Annotated in this window: 11 protein-coding genes; 8 read left to right on the forward strand and 3 right to left on the reverse strand. The window is 70.5% G+C overall.

The genetic code is table 11. The features are described 5' to 3' along the window. Window positions 1-6: 6 nt before the first annotated feature. Entirely contained in the window at window positions 7-1,110 is a 1,104-nt protein-coding gene (gene ssd / locus ACLVWQ_RS10175; protein ID WP_414107988.1) for a septum site-determining protein Ssd, read from the reverse strand. Window positions 1,111-1,682: 572 nt separating this feature from the next. Here ssd and ACLVWQ_RS10180 point away from each other — a divergent pair. Beyond that, the gene (locus ACLVWQ_RS10180; protein ID WP_414107989.1) at window positions 1,683-2,507 is read left to right on the forward strand and encodes an HAD family hydrolase; all 825 of its coding nucleotides are present in this window, start codon (window positions 1,683-1,685) and stop codon (window positions 2,505-2,507) included. 384 nt (window positions 2,508-2,891) lie between these two features. On the opposite strand, the gene ACLVWQ_RS10185 is transcribed toward ACLVWQ_RS10180, so the two are convergent. Beyond that, a complete protein-coding gene (locus tag ACLVWQ_RS10185) occupies window positions 2,892-3,743 on the reverse strand; it encodes an oxidoreductase (RefSeq protein ID WP_414107990.1) in 852 nt (283 codons plus the stop codon). 95 nt (window positions 3,744-3,838) lie between these two features. Here ACLVWQ_RS10185 and ACLVWQ_RS10190 point away from each other — a divergent pair, with 95 nt between their 5' ends. Next, a complete protein-coding gene (locus ACLVWQ_RS10190) occupies window positions 3,839-4,825 on the forward strand; it encodes an ATP-binding protein (RefSeq protein WP_414107991.1) in 987 nt (328 codons plus the stop codon). Window positions 4,826-4,921: 96 nt separating this feature from the next. Here the strand turns inward: ACLVWQ_RS10190 and ACLVWQ_RS10195 are convergent, their stop codons facing one another. After that, window positions 4,922-6,235 carry a hypothetical protein gene (locus ACLVWQ_RS10195; protein WP_414107993.1) on the reverse strand — a complete coding sequence of 438 codons (1,314 nt, stop codon included), beginning with the start codon at window positions 6,233-6,235 and terminating at the stop codon, window positions 4,922-4,924. Window positions 6,236-6,505: 270 nt separating this feature from the next. On the opposite strand from ACLVWQ_RS10195, the gene ACLVWQ_RS10200 reads away from it, so the two are divergent. The 6 genes from ACLVWQ_RS10200 to ACLVWQ_RS10225 all read left to right on the forward strand — a co-directional run bounded on the left by ACLVWQ_RS10200 (window position 6,506) and on the right by ACLVWQ_RS10225 (window position 15,044). Continuing rightward, window positions 6,506-8,899, forward strand: coding sequence for a bifunctional SulP family inorganic anion transporter/carbonic anhydrase (locus tag ACLVWQ_RS10200; protein ID WP_414107994.1), 2,394 nt, complete (start codon window positions 6,506-6,508; stop codon window positions 8,897-8,899). Between the two features lie 285 nt (window positions 8,900-9,184). Then, window positions 9,185-11,182 (forward strand): acetate--CoA ligase, encoded by a 1,998-nt coding sequence (gene acs / locus ACLVWQ_RS10205; RefSeq protein WP_414107995.1) that lies wholly within the window; start codon window positions 9,185-9,187, stop codon window positions 11,180-11,182. A 372-nt stretch (window positions 11,183-11,554) separates the two neighbouring features. After that, window positions 11,555-13,012, forward strand: a complete 1,458-nt coding sequence (gene nhaA / locus ACLVWQ_RS10210) for a Na+/H+ antiporter NhaA (protein WP_414107996.1) — start codon at window positions 11,555-11,557, stop codon at window positions 13,010-13,012. Window positions 13,013-13,198: 186 nt separating this feature from the next. Continuing rightward, window positions 13,199-13,723 (forward strand): phage holin family protein, encoded by a 525-nt coding sequence (locus ACLVWQ_RS10215; protein ID WP_414107997.1) that lies wholly within the window; start codon window positions 13,199-13,201, stop codon window positions 13,721-13,723. Continuing rightward, the gene (locus ACLVWQ_RS10220) at window positions 13,720-14,667 is read left to right on the forward strand and encodes an alpha/beta fold hydrolase (protein ID WP_414107998.1); all 948 of its coding nucleotides are present in this window, start codon (window positions 13,720-13,722) and stop codon (window positions 14,665-14,667) included. Before ACLVWQ_RS10215 ends, ACLVWQ_RS10220 begins: the two co-directional genes overlap by 4 nt. A gap of 197 nt (window positions 14,668-14,864) precedes the next feature. Continuing rightward, the gene (locus ACLVWQ_RS10225) at window positions 14,865-15,044 is read left to right on the forward strand and encodes a hypothetical protein (protein WP_414107999.1); all 180 of its coding nucleotides are present in this window, start codon (window positions 14,865-14,867) and stop codon (window positions 15,042-15,044) included. Window positions 15,045-15,051: the final 7 nt, after the last annotated feature.

Raw genomic sequence — 15,051 nt, forward strand, 5'->3', positions numbered from 1 at the left:
GGTTCCTCATACGGAGCCTCCGGCGACCGCGGCCCGCGCCCAGAACGCCGAGCAGAAGCGCGCGAGCGGTCCGCGGCCGTCCGCCCCCGGCGGCGCGCCCCGGTCCTGGGCCGCCAGCAGCCCTGACTCCATCGGCACTTCGCCCATCAGGAGCAGTCCGAGAAGCCGGGCGACCTCCTGGTCGTCCAGACCTGGTGCGTACGGCCCGCGCACCGCGACGCGCAGGTCTCTCAGGACCATGCCGACCGCGGACGCCACCCGCCCGGCCGCCGCGACGGCGCGCAGTTCGGCGGGGACCACGAGCAGTCCCATGTCGACCTGGGCGAGGGCCTCCGCACCCCCTTCGTCGATCCGGCGCGGCAGATCCACGACCACCGCCCCGCCGCGCCGCCGCGCCGCGGCCAGGACCGCCCGGACGGCCTCGGGTGCGATGGTGACACGGTCGCCCCGGTCCCAGCTGAGGACCCGCAGGGCGTGCAGCGAGGGAAGCGACTCCTCCAGGGCTCCGCCGCCGACCCGCCCGTGCGAGGCGGCGAAGGCCGGCCAGCGGAGCCCCTCGACGGCCTCGGCGCCGAGCAGGACGTCGAGTCCGCCGCCCAGGGGGTCCGCGTCCACAAGGAGGGTGCGCCTGCCCTGGCGCGCCGAGGTGACCGCGAGCGCGCAGGCGAGGGTGGACGATCCGGCGCCGCCGCGGCCGCCGATCACGCCGACGGTGAGGGCGGGTGGTCCCACCCCCTCGGCCACGTCGGCGATCCGGTCGACCAACCATTGTTCGCCATCCGGCAGCATCAGGACATGGTCGGCGCCGATCTCCAGGGCCCTTCGCCAGACCCCTGGATCGTCCTGATCCCGCCCCACGAGCACCACTCCGCGTCTGCGCGTGGCGCTCCGCACCCGTCGCGCGGCGTCGTCGCCGACGAGCACCAGCGGTGCCGTGTCCCAGCCGCCGCCGCGCTCCGGCACCCCGTGGTGGACTTCGGGCCGGGCGCCGGCGGCGGCGCACAGCCGCAGCAGGTCGTCCAGCAGATTCGCGTCCTCCGTGACGATCAACGGTCCGCTCTGCCGCCCCTCGGCGTCCGGCGGACGGTCGTGTGTGATGGCTCCCGCCACGCTCTCCAGCCCCTTCGCTGCTTCCTCGCCAAGCCCTTGTGGCCCCGCGATTCCCACCCAGCGCAAGAACCGGCAACCCGGCCCTCCATATGAACCGCCGATACGAACCGGCCATAGCCGCCGAACAATCGGAACCGGCCATGAACTTCCGCGAGCGGTACGCGCTGGAATCACGGTGCAGCGATCCCGGAAATCGTGTGGATCTTGGTCGATAACTGTGGACATCTCGATGGTTGTGAATATCGCCTTCACCCAAACCGGTGACCGATGGGCGACTTCCACAGAGCAGCAAGGCGGCTACGCACGGTGACCAATCCTGTGCGGACACAGAGAAACGCCTGGCCCCGCTGAGCGGGGCCAGGCGTTCTCAACAACGGAGGGGAAAACCCATCCGGACATGCGACGACCCCCGCCGGGGGGGAGAGCGGGGGTCGTCCCCACGGTTTGACTCGGGGGGGGAGGAGCCAAACCGGGTTGGCACGGTCGCGAACGATCCGTGACTTCCATGGTGTACCCGAGAGCCCTCTCAGGCAAACCCACACGCCCCACACTAGCCCGAATGGCGGGCGCATATGCTCAACCTTGTGGAAAACCACTCCCTGCCTCGTACAGCGGCCTTCTTCGACCTGGACAAGACGGTCATTGCGAAGTCGAGCACTCTCACGTTCAGCAAGTCGTTCTACCAAGGCGGCCTGATCAATCGCCGGGCGGTCTTGCGTACCGCATATGCCCAGTTCGTCTTCCTCGCGGGCGGCGCCGACCACGACCAGATGGAACGGATGCGGGAGTACCTGTCCGCACTGTGCCGCGGCTGGAACGTGCAGCAGGTGAAGGAGATAGTCGCCGAGACCCTGCACGACCTGATCGACCCGATCATCTACGACGAGGCGGCGTCCCTCATCGAGGAGCACCACACCGCCGGGCGCGACGTCGTGATCGTCTCCACCTCCGGAGCGGAGGTCGTCGAGCCCATCGGTGAGCTCCTGGGCGCGGACCGGGTGGTGGCGACCCGCATGGTCGTGGGCGACGACGGCTGCTTCACGGGCGAGGTGGAGTACTACGCGTACGGGCCGACGAAGGCCGAGGCGGTCAAGGAGCTGGCCGCGTCCGAGGGGTACGACCTCTCGCGCTGCTACGCGTACAGCGACTCGGCGACCGACATCCCGATGCTCTCGGCGGTCGGCCACCCGCACGCCGTGAACCCGGATCGCGCGCTGCGCCGCGAGGCCGTCGCGCGCGGCTGGCCCGTCCTCGACTTCAACCACCCGGTACGGCTGAAGCAGCGCGTGTCCGCACCGCCCCGGCCGGCCATCGTCGCGGCCGCGGCGATAGGAGCGGCGGCGGCCACGGCGGGGCTCGTCTGGTACGCCAACCGACGCCGCGCGACGGTGAACTGAGACCCTTCGGGCCGGGCGCCCGATTGATCCGCCTTTGAACCCAAAAGTAAAGAAGTACAGCGAGGGGTTCCGCTTCCTCCGGACCTGGAGTACAAAGGAATCAACGGCCCGCGAGACCAAGGACATCCGAAAGGATCACCTTCAAACGCAACCGAGGCCCCACGGACCGCGCATGGACACCGAGCACCCACGCGACGTCGACCCGTCGATTACGGGCCAGCCGCACCAGGTGACGGGCACAGTTCCCGACCTGATGGGCAACACTCCGAGGACGCTTGGTAACCCGGTGAACATGCCAGCGGCGGTACGGAACTCCGTACCGCCGCAACCCTGTTCCGGGCGCCGGGCCGCGCGGACCCACCCGGTCCACCCGATCCACCCGGCCTACGCGGCGCCCCGCTGCAGCGCCTCGCACACCGCCGTCGACTCCCTGGCGCCGAGCCCGACCGCCGTACCGCAGTGGGCGATCCAGGCCGCCATCCCCTCCGGGGTCCCCGACGCGTAGCCGTCCAGGGCGGCGGCGTAGGCCGCTCGGCCCAGTTCCGCGTGACCGACCTCCGGCGGACAGACCGACTTGGGGTCGAGCCCACTGCCGATGAGGACGATCCGCTCCGCCGCGCGCGCGACCAGACCGTTGTGGGAGCCGAAGGGGCGCAACGCGAGAAGTTCGCCGTGCACCACGGCGGCGGTCACCAGGGCGGGCGCCGAACTCCCCGCGATCACCAGCCGCGCCAGCCCGTCCAGCCGGCCCTCGACCTCGGCGGCGTCCGGCAGCGGAAGCCCGATCAGCGGCGGCCCCGCGGCGCCTGCCGCCGCGGTCTCCGCCACGGGCTCCCCGTCCCGGCGCGGACGTCCGACCGCGTCCCCCTTGTCGGCCGCGGCCACCAGATGCAGCCTGGCCAGCACCCGAAGGGGTGACTGCCGCCAGATCGACAGGAGTTCGCCCGCCTCGGCGGTCAGCCGGAGCGCCGCGCCCACCGCCCTGGCCTCGTCGTCACCGCTGAAGTCGGTCCTGCGGCGGACCTCTTCGAGGGCCCAGTCGGCGCCGGACAGCGCCGCGGACCCGCGGGAGCCGCGCAGCGCTGCCTCCCCGGTGATCTCGTTGCTGCGGCGCCGCATGATGCGGTGCCCGTAGACCCGGTCCACGGCCTTGCGGACGGACTCGACGGATTCCGCCACGCCGGGCAGCGAGCCCAGCGCCGCGAGGGGGTCGGCGTTCGCACCTGTCGTACTCATGAGTACGACCCTACGCACACCTGGCGCGCGCCCCACGAACGAGTGGTCTTCTTCACGTCTGACGGCCCTCGGACCCTGTCGCGCGACTACGCTACATGAACATGAAAATTGCTTTCGTTGGGAAGGGCGGCAGCGGCAAGACGACGCTGTCCTCGCTCTTCGTCCGTCATCTCGCGACCACCGGATCGCCCGTCGTCGCGGTGGACGCCGACATCAACCAGCACCTCGGCCCGGCGCTCGGCCTCACCGACGCCCAGGCACAGGGCCTGCCCGCCATGGGCGACCGCCTGGGCCTCATCAAGGACTACCTGCGCGGCACCAACCCGCGCATCGCCTCCGCCGAGACGATGATCAAGACCACCCCGCCCGGCGAGGGCTCGCGCCTCCTGCGGGTGTGCGAGGACAACCCGGTGTACGAGGCCTGCGCGCGACCGGTGGAACTCGACGGCGGCACCGTCCGTTTGATGGTCACCGGCCCGTTCACCGAGGCCGACCTGGGAGTAGCCTGCTACCACTCCAAGACCGGTGCGGTGGAGCTCTGCCTGAACCACCTCGTCGACGGGCGCAGCGAGTACGTCGTCGTCGACATGACGGCGGGCTCGGACTCCTTCGCGTCCGGCATGTTCACCCGCTTCGACATCACGTTCCTCGTCGCCGAGCCCACCAGGAAGGGGATCTCCGTCTACCGCCAGTACAAGGAGTACGCACGCGACTTCGGCGTCACCCTGAAGGTCGTGGGCAACAAGGTGCAGGGCCAGGACGACATCGACTTCCTCCGGGGCGAGGTCGGCGACGACCTGCTGCTGACGGTCGGCCACTCGGACTGGGTACGCGCCATGGAGAAGGGCCGCCCTCCCCGGTTCGACCAGCTGGAGGACGGCAACCGCCGTGCGCTGAGCGCCCTCCAGGACGCCGCGGACGCGACCTACGGACAGCGCGACTGGGAGCGCTACACCCAGCAGATGGTCCACTTCCACCTGAAGAACGCGCAGTCCTGGGGCAATGAGCGCACGGGCGCCGACCTGGCCGCCCAGGTCGACCCCGCCTTCGTCCTGCGGGAGGCCGAGGCCGCCACGGCGTGACCCCGTGCGTCGCGGCATGAGCCCTCATACGTGCCTGCCCCCGCCGCGCGCGGGGGCAGGCACGGACAGGGGGGCGGACAGGGGCGGGGACAGGGCTTACGGCTTCGCCGCCGGTGCGCCGGGCACTCCCTTCGGGGCCGGGGCCGGCCGGTCGGAGAGGAACGACGCCCAGTCCTGCTTCGGGCTCTGGCCCACCTTGAGGGTGCGGAGCTTGTCGAGGGTCTTCGGGTCCTGGGCGTCGAGCCAGTCCGCGAGCTGCCGGAAGGAGACGCAGCGCACCTCACGCTTGGTGCAGACCCGCTCGATGGTCTCCTCGACGGCCCGCATGTACGCGCCGCCGTTCCAGGACTCGAAGTGGTTGCCGATGACCAGGGGAGCGCGGTTGCCCTCGTAGGCGCGGGAGAAGCCCTTGAGCAGGCCGTCACGCATCTGGTCGCCCCAGTACTCGTGCTTGGCGGGATCGCCCTGGGTCGCGGTGCCCGACTGGTTGACCATGAAGTTGTAGTCCATGGTCAGCGTCTCGAACGCGCGGCCGGGCACCGGCACCAGCTGCATCGACAGATCCCACAGCCCCCCCTTCTTCTTGGGCCAGACCTGGTCGTTGACGCCACTGGTGTCGTAGCGGAAGCCGAGCTCGTCGGCGGCCCTCATGAAGTTCTTCTGCCCCTCCAGGCAGGGCGTGCGGGCGCCGATGAGCTCCTTGTCGTAGTCGAAGGGCAGCGGCGACCCCTTCGCCGTGCCCGTGTTGGTCTTCCAGGACTTGACGAAGGACTTGGCCTGGGCGATCTCGTTCTTCCAGTCCTCGACCGACCACTCCCCCACTCCGCCGCCGCTGCCGCAGAAGTGGCCGTTGAAGTGCGTGCCGATCTCGTTGCCCTCCAGCCAGGCGCCGCGCAGCTGCTTCACGGTGTCCTTGATGCCCTGCTCGTCGTTGAAGCCGATGTCGGAGCGGCCGGGCGAGTGCTGCGGCGGCCGGTACAGATCGCGCTTCTCCGCGGGAAGCATGTACACGCCGCTGAGGAAGTACGTCATGGTCGCCTTGTTGTCCTTGGCCACCTTGCGGAAGTGCGAGAACAGCCGCTGACTGTCCTCACCGGCCCCGTCCCACGAGAACACCACGAACTGCGGCGGTCTCTGACCGGGTTTCAGCCGCTCGGCCCGCGGCAGGTGCGGCTGCGCACCGGTGAACGCGGTGGAGCCGTCGCCGATCAGCCGGACCGGGCTCTTGGGCACCGAAGCACCCCCGGCCTTCTTGGCGCCGTGCGCGCCCTCGCCCTGCTCACCCTGCTCGCCCTTCTCGACACCGGCGCCCCCGGCGTGCCCGGCGTCGCCGGTTCCGCAGCCGGCGAGCGCCGCGGCACAGATCGCTGCGACGGCGACGCCCGTGGTGATCCTCTGAGTGGCGGCCATGTTCCGCCCACCTTCTTCCTTCAATCGGGACAAAACAGACGGCGAGCCCAAGATCGCAGGGGCCGAAGGAAGGGGTGGTACGACAAGCCGATCAAAATGATTAATCACTCTCTGGAATGAACTATTGCCCCATTTGCGCTATTTGTTAGCACGCATCCTTTACTCTCCATTACGATTCGTTTACCGAGCGTTGAAAGTCCCGCCGCTGTACGCCGTGACCCACGGCCGCGCCCTTGAAGCGACCGCGTAGCCCCGGAGGAGACGGGAACCATGCCTGCCTGCGTCCCCACACACACCGACGACTCTTCGCACACACCGGACGAGGGGCGGCCGCACAGCCCGCCCCGCCCCGGCCGCCGAGCGCCTCGAATCCCCCGGGTCCCACGGATCCCCCGACTCCCTCAGCCGTCCCGGATCGCGGCCGCGGACGTGTCCGCCTCGATCGCCGTCTTCCTGATCGCCCTGCCCCTGTCCCTGGGCATCGCCCTCGCCACCGGCGCGCCGCTGCAGGCGGGACTCGTCGCCGCCGCCGTGGGCGGGCTCGTGGTCGGCCGGTTCGGTGGTGCGCCGCTCCAGGTGAGCGGGCCCGCCGCGGGGCTCACCGTGGTCACCGCCGACCTCATCCAGAAGTACGGATGGCGGACGACCTGCGCCGTCACCGTCCTCGCCGGACTGGTCCAACTCGGCCTGGGGTTCCTGCGGGTGGCCCGGACCGCCCTGGCCGTCAGCCCCGCGATCGTGCACGGCATGCTGGCCGGCATCGGCATCACCATCGCCGTCGCCCAGCTGCACATCGTGCTGGGCGGCTCCCCGAGCAGCTCGGTCGTCGACAACATGAGGGCGCTGCCCGCCCAGCTGGCCCACTCCCAGGTGGCCGCGGTGGCGATCAGCGCCCTGACCCTGACCGTCCTCCTGGCCTGCTCCCGGCTCCCCGGCCGGGCCGGACGGCTGCTGCGTACCGTCCCGGCGGCGCTCGTCGCCGTCACCGCGGCCACCCTGACGGCGACCCTCGCCGGGCTCACCCTGCCCAAGGTCGATCTGCCGTCCTGGCGCAGTCACGCCCTGGCCGGGCTGCCCGAGGGTCCGGCGCTCGGGCTCGTCGCCGCCGTGCTCACCACCACGCTGGTGTGCAGTGTCCAATCGCTCCTGGGCGCCGTGGCCGTGGACAAACTCACGGCCGGGGTGCCCGTCCAGCAAGGGCGTTCCGACCTCGACCGTGAGCTGCTCGGACAGGGCGCCGCCAACATCGTCTCCGGCTCGCTCGGCGGGCTCCCCGTGGCGGGCGTGGCCGTGCGCAGCTCGGCGAACGTACGCGCCGGCGCCGTCAGCCGGAACTCCACGATGCTGCACGGCGTCTGGGTCGTGATCGTCGCCCTCCTGATGGTCCCGCTCCTGGAGCTGATCCCCCTCGCGGCGCTGGCCGCCCTGGTGATGGCCGTCGGCGTCCAGATGGTGTCCCTGCACCACATCCGCACGGTCACCCGCCACCGGGAGATGCTGGTGTACGCCGTCACCACCCTCGGCGTCGTCGTCCTCGGCGTCCTGGAGGGCGTCGCACTCGGGATCGCGATGGCCGTCGGCGTCGCCCTGCACCGCCTGACCCGCACCCGGATCATCCGCGAGGTGGGCCCGGACGGCGTCCACCACGTCCGGGTGCGCGGGCAGTTGACGTTCCTCGCGGTGCCCCGCCTCAGCAGGGCCCTGCACCAGATCCCGCCGAAGGCCGACGCGGTGATCGAGCTGGACGGCTCCTTCATGGACCACGCGGCGTACGAGTCGCTGCACGACTGGCAGAACGCGCACACCAGCCAGGGCGGCTCCGTCGAGCTGACCGGGCGCACCGGGGCCCGGCTCGCCGAACCGCACACCAAGGACGCCGACGGGCAGACGTCCCCCTGCCACTGCCGGCCCTGGACTCCCTGGCTGAACCACCACTGCGAGAGCCCCGAGGCACCGCCGCCCGGCGGGCACCCCAGCGGGCATCAACTGGCCAGCGGCATCAGCACGTTCCAGCGCAACACCGCACCCCTGGTGCGCGGTGAACTGGCCCGGCTCGCGCGGGAGGGACAGCGGCCCTCACAGCTCTTCCTCACCTGCGCCGACTCCCGGCTGGTCACCTCGATGATCACGTCGAGCGGCCCCGGCGACCTCTTCGTCGTACGCAATGTCGGCAATCTCGTACCGCCACCGGGTCAGGAGAGCGGCGACGACTCGGTGGCGGCCGCGATCGAGTACGCGGTGGAGGTGCTGCAGGTGCGGTCCATCACCGTGTGCGGGCACTCCGGATGCGGGGCGATGCAGGCGCTGATGAGCACCGAACCGGGCGGCGCCCCGACGCCGTTGAAGCGGTGGCTGCGGCACGGGCTGCCGAGCGTGGCGCGGATGGCCGCGAAGGACCGGCCCTGGACGCGGATCGCCGGACGCGCGCCGGCCGACGCCACCGAGCAGCTCTGCCTCACCAACGTCGTGCAGCAGTTGGAGCATCTGCGGGCGTACGAGGTCGTGGCGCGAGCCCTGGCGGCGGGCGCGCTCGAACTGCACGGGATGTACTTCCACGTGGGCGAGGCCCAGGCGTACCTCCTCACGGACGGCCCGTCCCCCCAGGAAGAGGGCGAGCTCTTCGACCGGGTCGCGGCGAGAGCCCTGACCCGCACACCGGTCTGACCCGCACCGCCCGCACCGCCCGCGACACCCGGACCGCCCACAGCCCCCGCATCGAACGGGTCTCGCCGGCACCGATCGGGGTGTCGCGCCGGTCGTGCACGCCCTCCCAGCAGGGCTCTCGGTCGGCGGGTCCCGCCGCGTGCCTGAACCGGCGGCCTCCGCCATCCGTGAGAACGTGTGGCCGCCCGTGTCCGCGGGCAGGCCACACGGACGCATGATCCCGCACACAGGTCTAAACCAATTGTCGGACGGCCCTTGTCACCAGGGGTCCCCGTCTGATGAGCTGTGGCCTGGGACACAACGGACACCCTGGGAAAGGGAGATGTCGTGAGCAACGAAAGCCTGGCCAACCTGCTCAAGGAAGAACGCAGGTTCGCGCCGCCCGCCGACCTGGCCGGACACGCCAACGTCACCGCGGAGGCGTACGAGCAGGCCAAGGCTGACAGGCTCGGCTTCTGGGCCGAGCAGGCCCGTCGGCTGACCTGGGCCACCGAGCCGACCGAGACCTTGGACTGGTCGAACCCTCCGTTCGCGAAGTGGTTCAAGGACGGCAAGCTCAACGTCGCGTACAACTGCGTGGACCGGCACGTCGAGGCCGGTCACGGCGACCGGGTCGCCATCCACTTCGAGGGCGAGCCCGGGGACAGCCGCGCCATCACCTACGCCGAGCTCAAGGACGAGGTCTCCCGGGCCGCCAACGCCCTGATCGAGCTGGGAGTGGAGAAGGGCGACCGGGTCGCCATCTATCTCCCGATGATCCCCGAGGCCGTCGTCTCGATGCTGGCCTGCGCCCGCATCGGCGCCGCGCACTCGGTCGTCTTCGGCGGTTTCTCCGCCGACGCCATCGCCACCCGCATCCAGGACGCCGACGCCAAACTGGTCATCACCTCGGACGGCGGCTACCGCCGCGGCAAGCCCGCCGCGCTCAAGCCGGCCGTGGACGAGGCGGTCTCCCGGGTCGACGGCGTGGCCAAGGTCCTCGTCGTACGCCGGACGGGCCAGGACGTCGCGTGGACCGAGGGCCGCGACATCTGGTGGCACGAGATCACGCAGAAGCAGTCCGCTGAGCACACCCCCGAGGCGTTCGACGCCGAGCACCCGCTCTTCATCCTCTACACCTCGGGCACGACGGGTAAGCCGAAGGGCATCCTGCACACCTCCGGCGGCTACCTCACCCAGACCGCGTACACGCACCACGCCGTCTTCGACCTCAAGCCGGAGACCGACGTCTACTGGTGCACGGCCGACATCGGCTGGGTCACCGGGCACTCGTACATCACGTACGGCCCGCTGGCGAACGGCGCGACCCAGGTGATGTACGAGGGCACACCCGACACCCCGCACCAGGGGCGCTTCTGGGAGATCATCCAGAAGTACGGCGTGACGCTCCTCTACACGGCCCCGACGGCGATCCGTACGTTCATGAAGTGGGGCGACGACATCCCCGCGAAGTTCGACCTGTCGAGCCTGCGCGTCCTGGGATCCGTCGGTGAGCCGATCAACCCCGAGGCGTGGGTCTGGTACCGCAAGCACATCGGCGGCGACCGCACCCCGATCGTGGACACCTGGTGGCAGACCGAGACCGGCGCGATGATGATCTCGCCGCTGCCGGGCGTCACCGACACCAAGCCCGGATCCGCGCAGCGGGCGCTGCCCGGTATCTCCGCGACGGTCGTCGACGACGAGGCGCGGGAGGTGCCCGACGGGGGCGGCGGTTATCTCGTCCTGACCGAGCCGTGGCCGTCGATGCTGCGCACCATCTGGGGCGACGACCAGCGGTTCATCGACACGTACTGGTCGCGCTTCGAGGGCAGGTACTTCGCGGGCGACGGCGCCAAGAAGGACGACGACGGCGACATCTGGCTGCTCGGCCGGGTGGACGACGTGATGCTCGTGTCCGGGCACAACATCTCGACCACCGAGGTCGAGTCGGCGCTCGTCTCCCACCCGTCGGTCGCCGAGGCGGCCGTCGTGGGTGCGGCCGACGAGACGACCGGGCAGGCGATCGTGGCCTTCGTGATCCTGCGCGGTTCCGCGTCGGAGACCGAGACCCTCGTGGGCGAGCTGCGCGACCACGTCGGCAAGGTCCTCGGCCCGATCGCCAAGCCGAAGCGGATCCTGCCGGTGGCGGAGCTGCCCAAGACCCGTTCCGGCAAGATCATGCGCCGGCTGCTGCGCGATGTCGCGGAGAACCGCCAGCTCGGTGACGTCACCACGCTCACCGACTCCACGGTGATGGACCTCATCCAGACGAAGCTCCCGGCGGCGGCCAGCGAGGACTGACGCGCGGCACGGCGACAAGGGCCGCACGGCGACAGCGCCACGCAACCACGCGGCCACACCGTCACCACCGTCACCACCGTCACCACCGTCACCACCGTCACCGAGAAGGGGCACCCGGCAGCGAACGCGCCGGGTGCCCCTTTCGCGTCTACCGTGAAGATCACCGGACGGGATCACCGGACGGGCCCGACGGCATCTTGGGCAGACGGAGTCATGGGTAAGCTGAGGAGCGCGTCAGACGCGACAGCGTCGACACGCGACAAGTGAGTCCGAGGACTCTGAGACCCCGGCGAACCGGGAGATCTCCATAGGTGCGCCGGGAAGTCTGGTCGGCATGTGCTCCGTCCTGCCCACCGACCGGAGGTCGTCCCCGTGTCCGCGCCCACCCCCTCACCCCCCTCCCCGTCGCCCTCCCCCGCCGGCGACCCCGGCCGCCGGGACCCCAAGGACCGCAAAGTGCTCGGGCGGCTCTCGCTGCCGGAGCGGACCTTCGTCGCGGACGCGCTGCGCACGGAGACCGTCGGCGGCATCCTCCTGCTCGTCGCCGCCGTCGCCGCGCTGATCTGGGCGAACACCCCCATCCGGGAGAGTTACGAGTCCGTCCGGGACTTCCATGTCGGGCCCGCCGCACTCGGTCTGGACCTCTCCGTCGAGCACTGGGCCGCCGACGGACTCCTCGCGGTCTTCTTCTTCGTCGCCGGCATCGAACTCAAGCGCGAACTGGTCGCCGGTGACCTCAAGGACCCACGGGCCGCCGCGCTCCCCGTCGTCGCCGCGCTCTGCGGAATGGCCGTACCGGCGCTGGTCTACACCCTGGTCGGCGTCACCGGCGGCGGCTCGCTCGCCGGCTGGGCCGTACCCACCGCGACCGACATCGCCTTCGCGCTCGCCGTCCTCGCCGTCATCGGCACCTCGCTGCCGAGCGCCCTGCGCGCCTTCCTGCTGACGCTCGCCGTCGTCGACGACCTCTTCGCGATCCTGATCATCGCGGTCTTCTTCACCGACGACCTGGACTTCGTCGCGCTCGGCGGCGCCGTCGTCGGCCTCGTCGTCTTCTGGTTCCTGCTCAGGAAGGGCGTACGCGGCTGGTACGTGTACGTGCCGCTCGCCCTGGTCGTCTGGGCGCTGATGTACAACAGCGGCATCCACGCCACCGTCGCCGGCGTCGCGATGGGCCTGATGCTGCGCTGCACCACCCGCACGGGCGAAGGTGAGGAACACTCACCCGGCGAACGCGTCGAACATCTCGTGCACCCCCTGTCCGCGGGCCTCGCCGTACCGCTGTTCGCGCTGTTCAGTGCCGGGGTCGGGGTGTCGGGCGGCGCACTCGGCGAGGTGTTCACCCAGCCCGAGACCCTCGGTGTCGTACTCGGTCTCGTCGTCGGCAAGGCGGTCGGGATCTTCGGCGGTACGTGGCTGACGGCCCGCTTCACCAGCGCGTCGCTCTCCGACGACCTGGCCTGGCCGGACGTCTTCGCGGTGGCCTCGCTCGCCGGCATCGGCTTCACCGTGTCGCTGCTCATCGGCGAACTCGCCTTCACCGACGACCCGGCGCTCGCCGACGAGGTCAAGGCGTCCGTCCTGACGGGCTCCCTGATCGCGACCGTCCTGGCGTGCGTGCTGCTGAAGATACGGAACGCCAAGTACCGCAGGCTGTGGGACGACGAGGAGCGCGACGAGGACCTGTCCGGCATCCCCGACGTGTACGAGCAGGACGACCCCGCCTACCACCTGCGCATGGCCGAGATCTACGAGCGCAAGGCCGCCGAACACCGAAGGCTTGCCGAAGTGACGGGCGGGGCAGGCGTGGAGCACGACGGTCCGGCATGATCTGACACACACGGTCCGAAACGCGCGGGTCCGGACCGGACGGGTCGGACAGGTCGAACGGGTCGGACATCGGACCTTACGCAGTACGACCAAAGCAACTAGAACAACAAAAAAGCCGGACAGCCAAATCGGCTAAACCAACTGAATCAACTAAATCAACGGCGACAAGACAACAGGGAGAACGCGATGAGCGCACCCGACGGCAGCCCGGTCGGCGCCGAACGCAGCATCGGCCAGCTGTTCGCCTCGGCGACGACCGAGATGTCCGCGCTGGTGCATGACGAGATCGCACTGGCGAAGGCGCAGCTCAAGCAGGACGTCAAGCGCGGAGCGATCGGCGGCGGCGCGTTCGGCCTGGCCGGCGCCGTACTGATCTTCTCCCTGCCGATGCTGAGCTTCGCCCTGGCCTACGGCATCCACACCTGGAGCGACTGGAACCTCGCCGTCTGCTTCCTGCTCTCGTTCGCCGCGAACGTGCTGGTCGCCCTGGTCCTCGCGCTGATCGGCCTGGTCTTCGCGAAGAAGGCCAAGAAGGGGAAGGGCCCGCAGAAGACGGCGGCCTCGGTCAAGGAGTCGGCGGCCGTCCTGGGGAACGTGAAGCCGCACCCCCGCGAGGTGTCCCCGGCGGACCGGATCGGCGACGGGGTGGGCGACCGGGCCGGTGTTCGAGTCGATGACCGAGTCAAGGCTGTGGCACGCTCGTCCTCATGACGGACCCCGCCACATCTGCCCAACCCACCTCGGTCGTACGACTCGACGTGCCCGGCGCGAAAGAGGTGATCCACCGGGACGTCGCCGCGAACGGAGCCCGCTTCCACATCGCCGAGATGGGCGACGGACCCCTGGTCCTGCTGCTGCACGGCTTCCCGCAGTTCTGGTGGACCTGGCGGCACCAGCTGACGGCGCTCGCCGACGCGGGTTTCCGCGCGGTCGCGATGGACCTGCGGGGCGTCGGCGGCAGCGACCGCACCCCGCGCGGCTACGACCCCGCGAACCTCGCACTCGACATCACCGGGGTCGTACGGTCCCTCGGTGAGCCGGACGCCGCCCTGGTCGGCCACGACCTCGGCGGCTATCTGGCGTGGACGGCCGCCGTGATGCGCCCCAAGCTGGTGCGCCGGCTCGTGGTCTCCTCGATGCCGCACCCTCGGCGCTGGCGCTCGGCGATGCTCTCGGACATGAAGCAGACCGCGGCCGGTTCGTACATCTGGGGCTTCCAGCGGCCCTGGATCCCGGAGCGCCGGCTGATCGCCGACGAGGGGGCCCTGGTCGGCCGCCTCATCCGCGACTGGTCGGGGCCGCGGCTGCCGGAGGACGACGTCGTGGAGACGTACCGGCGGGCGATGCTCATCCCCTCGACCGCGCACTGTGCCCTTGAGCCCTACCGGTGGATGGTCCGCTCGATGGCCCGCCCCGACGGCATCCAGTTCAACCGGCGTATGAAGCGGCCGGTGCGGGTGCCGACGCTGCATCTGCACGGATCGCTCGACCCGGTGATGCGTACCCGGAGCGCGGCGGGGTCCGGGGAGTACGTCGAAGCGCCGTACCGCTGGCGGCTGTTCGACGGGCTCGGGCACTTCCCGCACGAGGAGGACCCGGTGGCGTTCTCCACCGAACTGGTGAACTGGCTGAAGGACCCCGAGCCGGACCGCTGAGCAATCCCGGTCCTGGCGTCCCGGCCGCCGGGCCCGTCGCATCGCAGGTCCCACGGCTGCCCCGCAGGACCTCTCGCACCATGCGCCACACGGGCCCAGGGAACGCCTGTTCTACGAACGCCAATTGCCTCACGCATAGGCCAATTGGGAGGCGTGGGGGTGGTTATGGACCTTGGGGCAGGGGCAGACGTCGGGGTATGGGCTGGACGCACGACTACAGTGACGCAGCACGCAACCGCCGCTCGATCGGCGGGCTGAGTTCCCATCGGAGGGGCACCCCGCAGCTGCAGGGCATGGATCCCCGGCTGGGAATCCCGCACATTCTGAGGCGCAGGGCCCGCTGGGTATCGGCCCGTCTGCGCCATCCCCGCGGCTGAGCCGCTC

The organism is Streptomyces sp. CWNU-52B, assembly GCF_047444975.1.
In the GTDB taxonomy this organism is placed as follows: domain Bacteria; phylum Actinomycetota; class Actinomycetes; order Streptomycetales; family Streptomycetaceae; genus Streptomyces.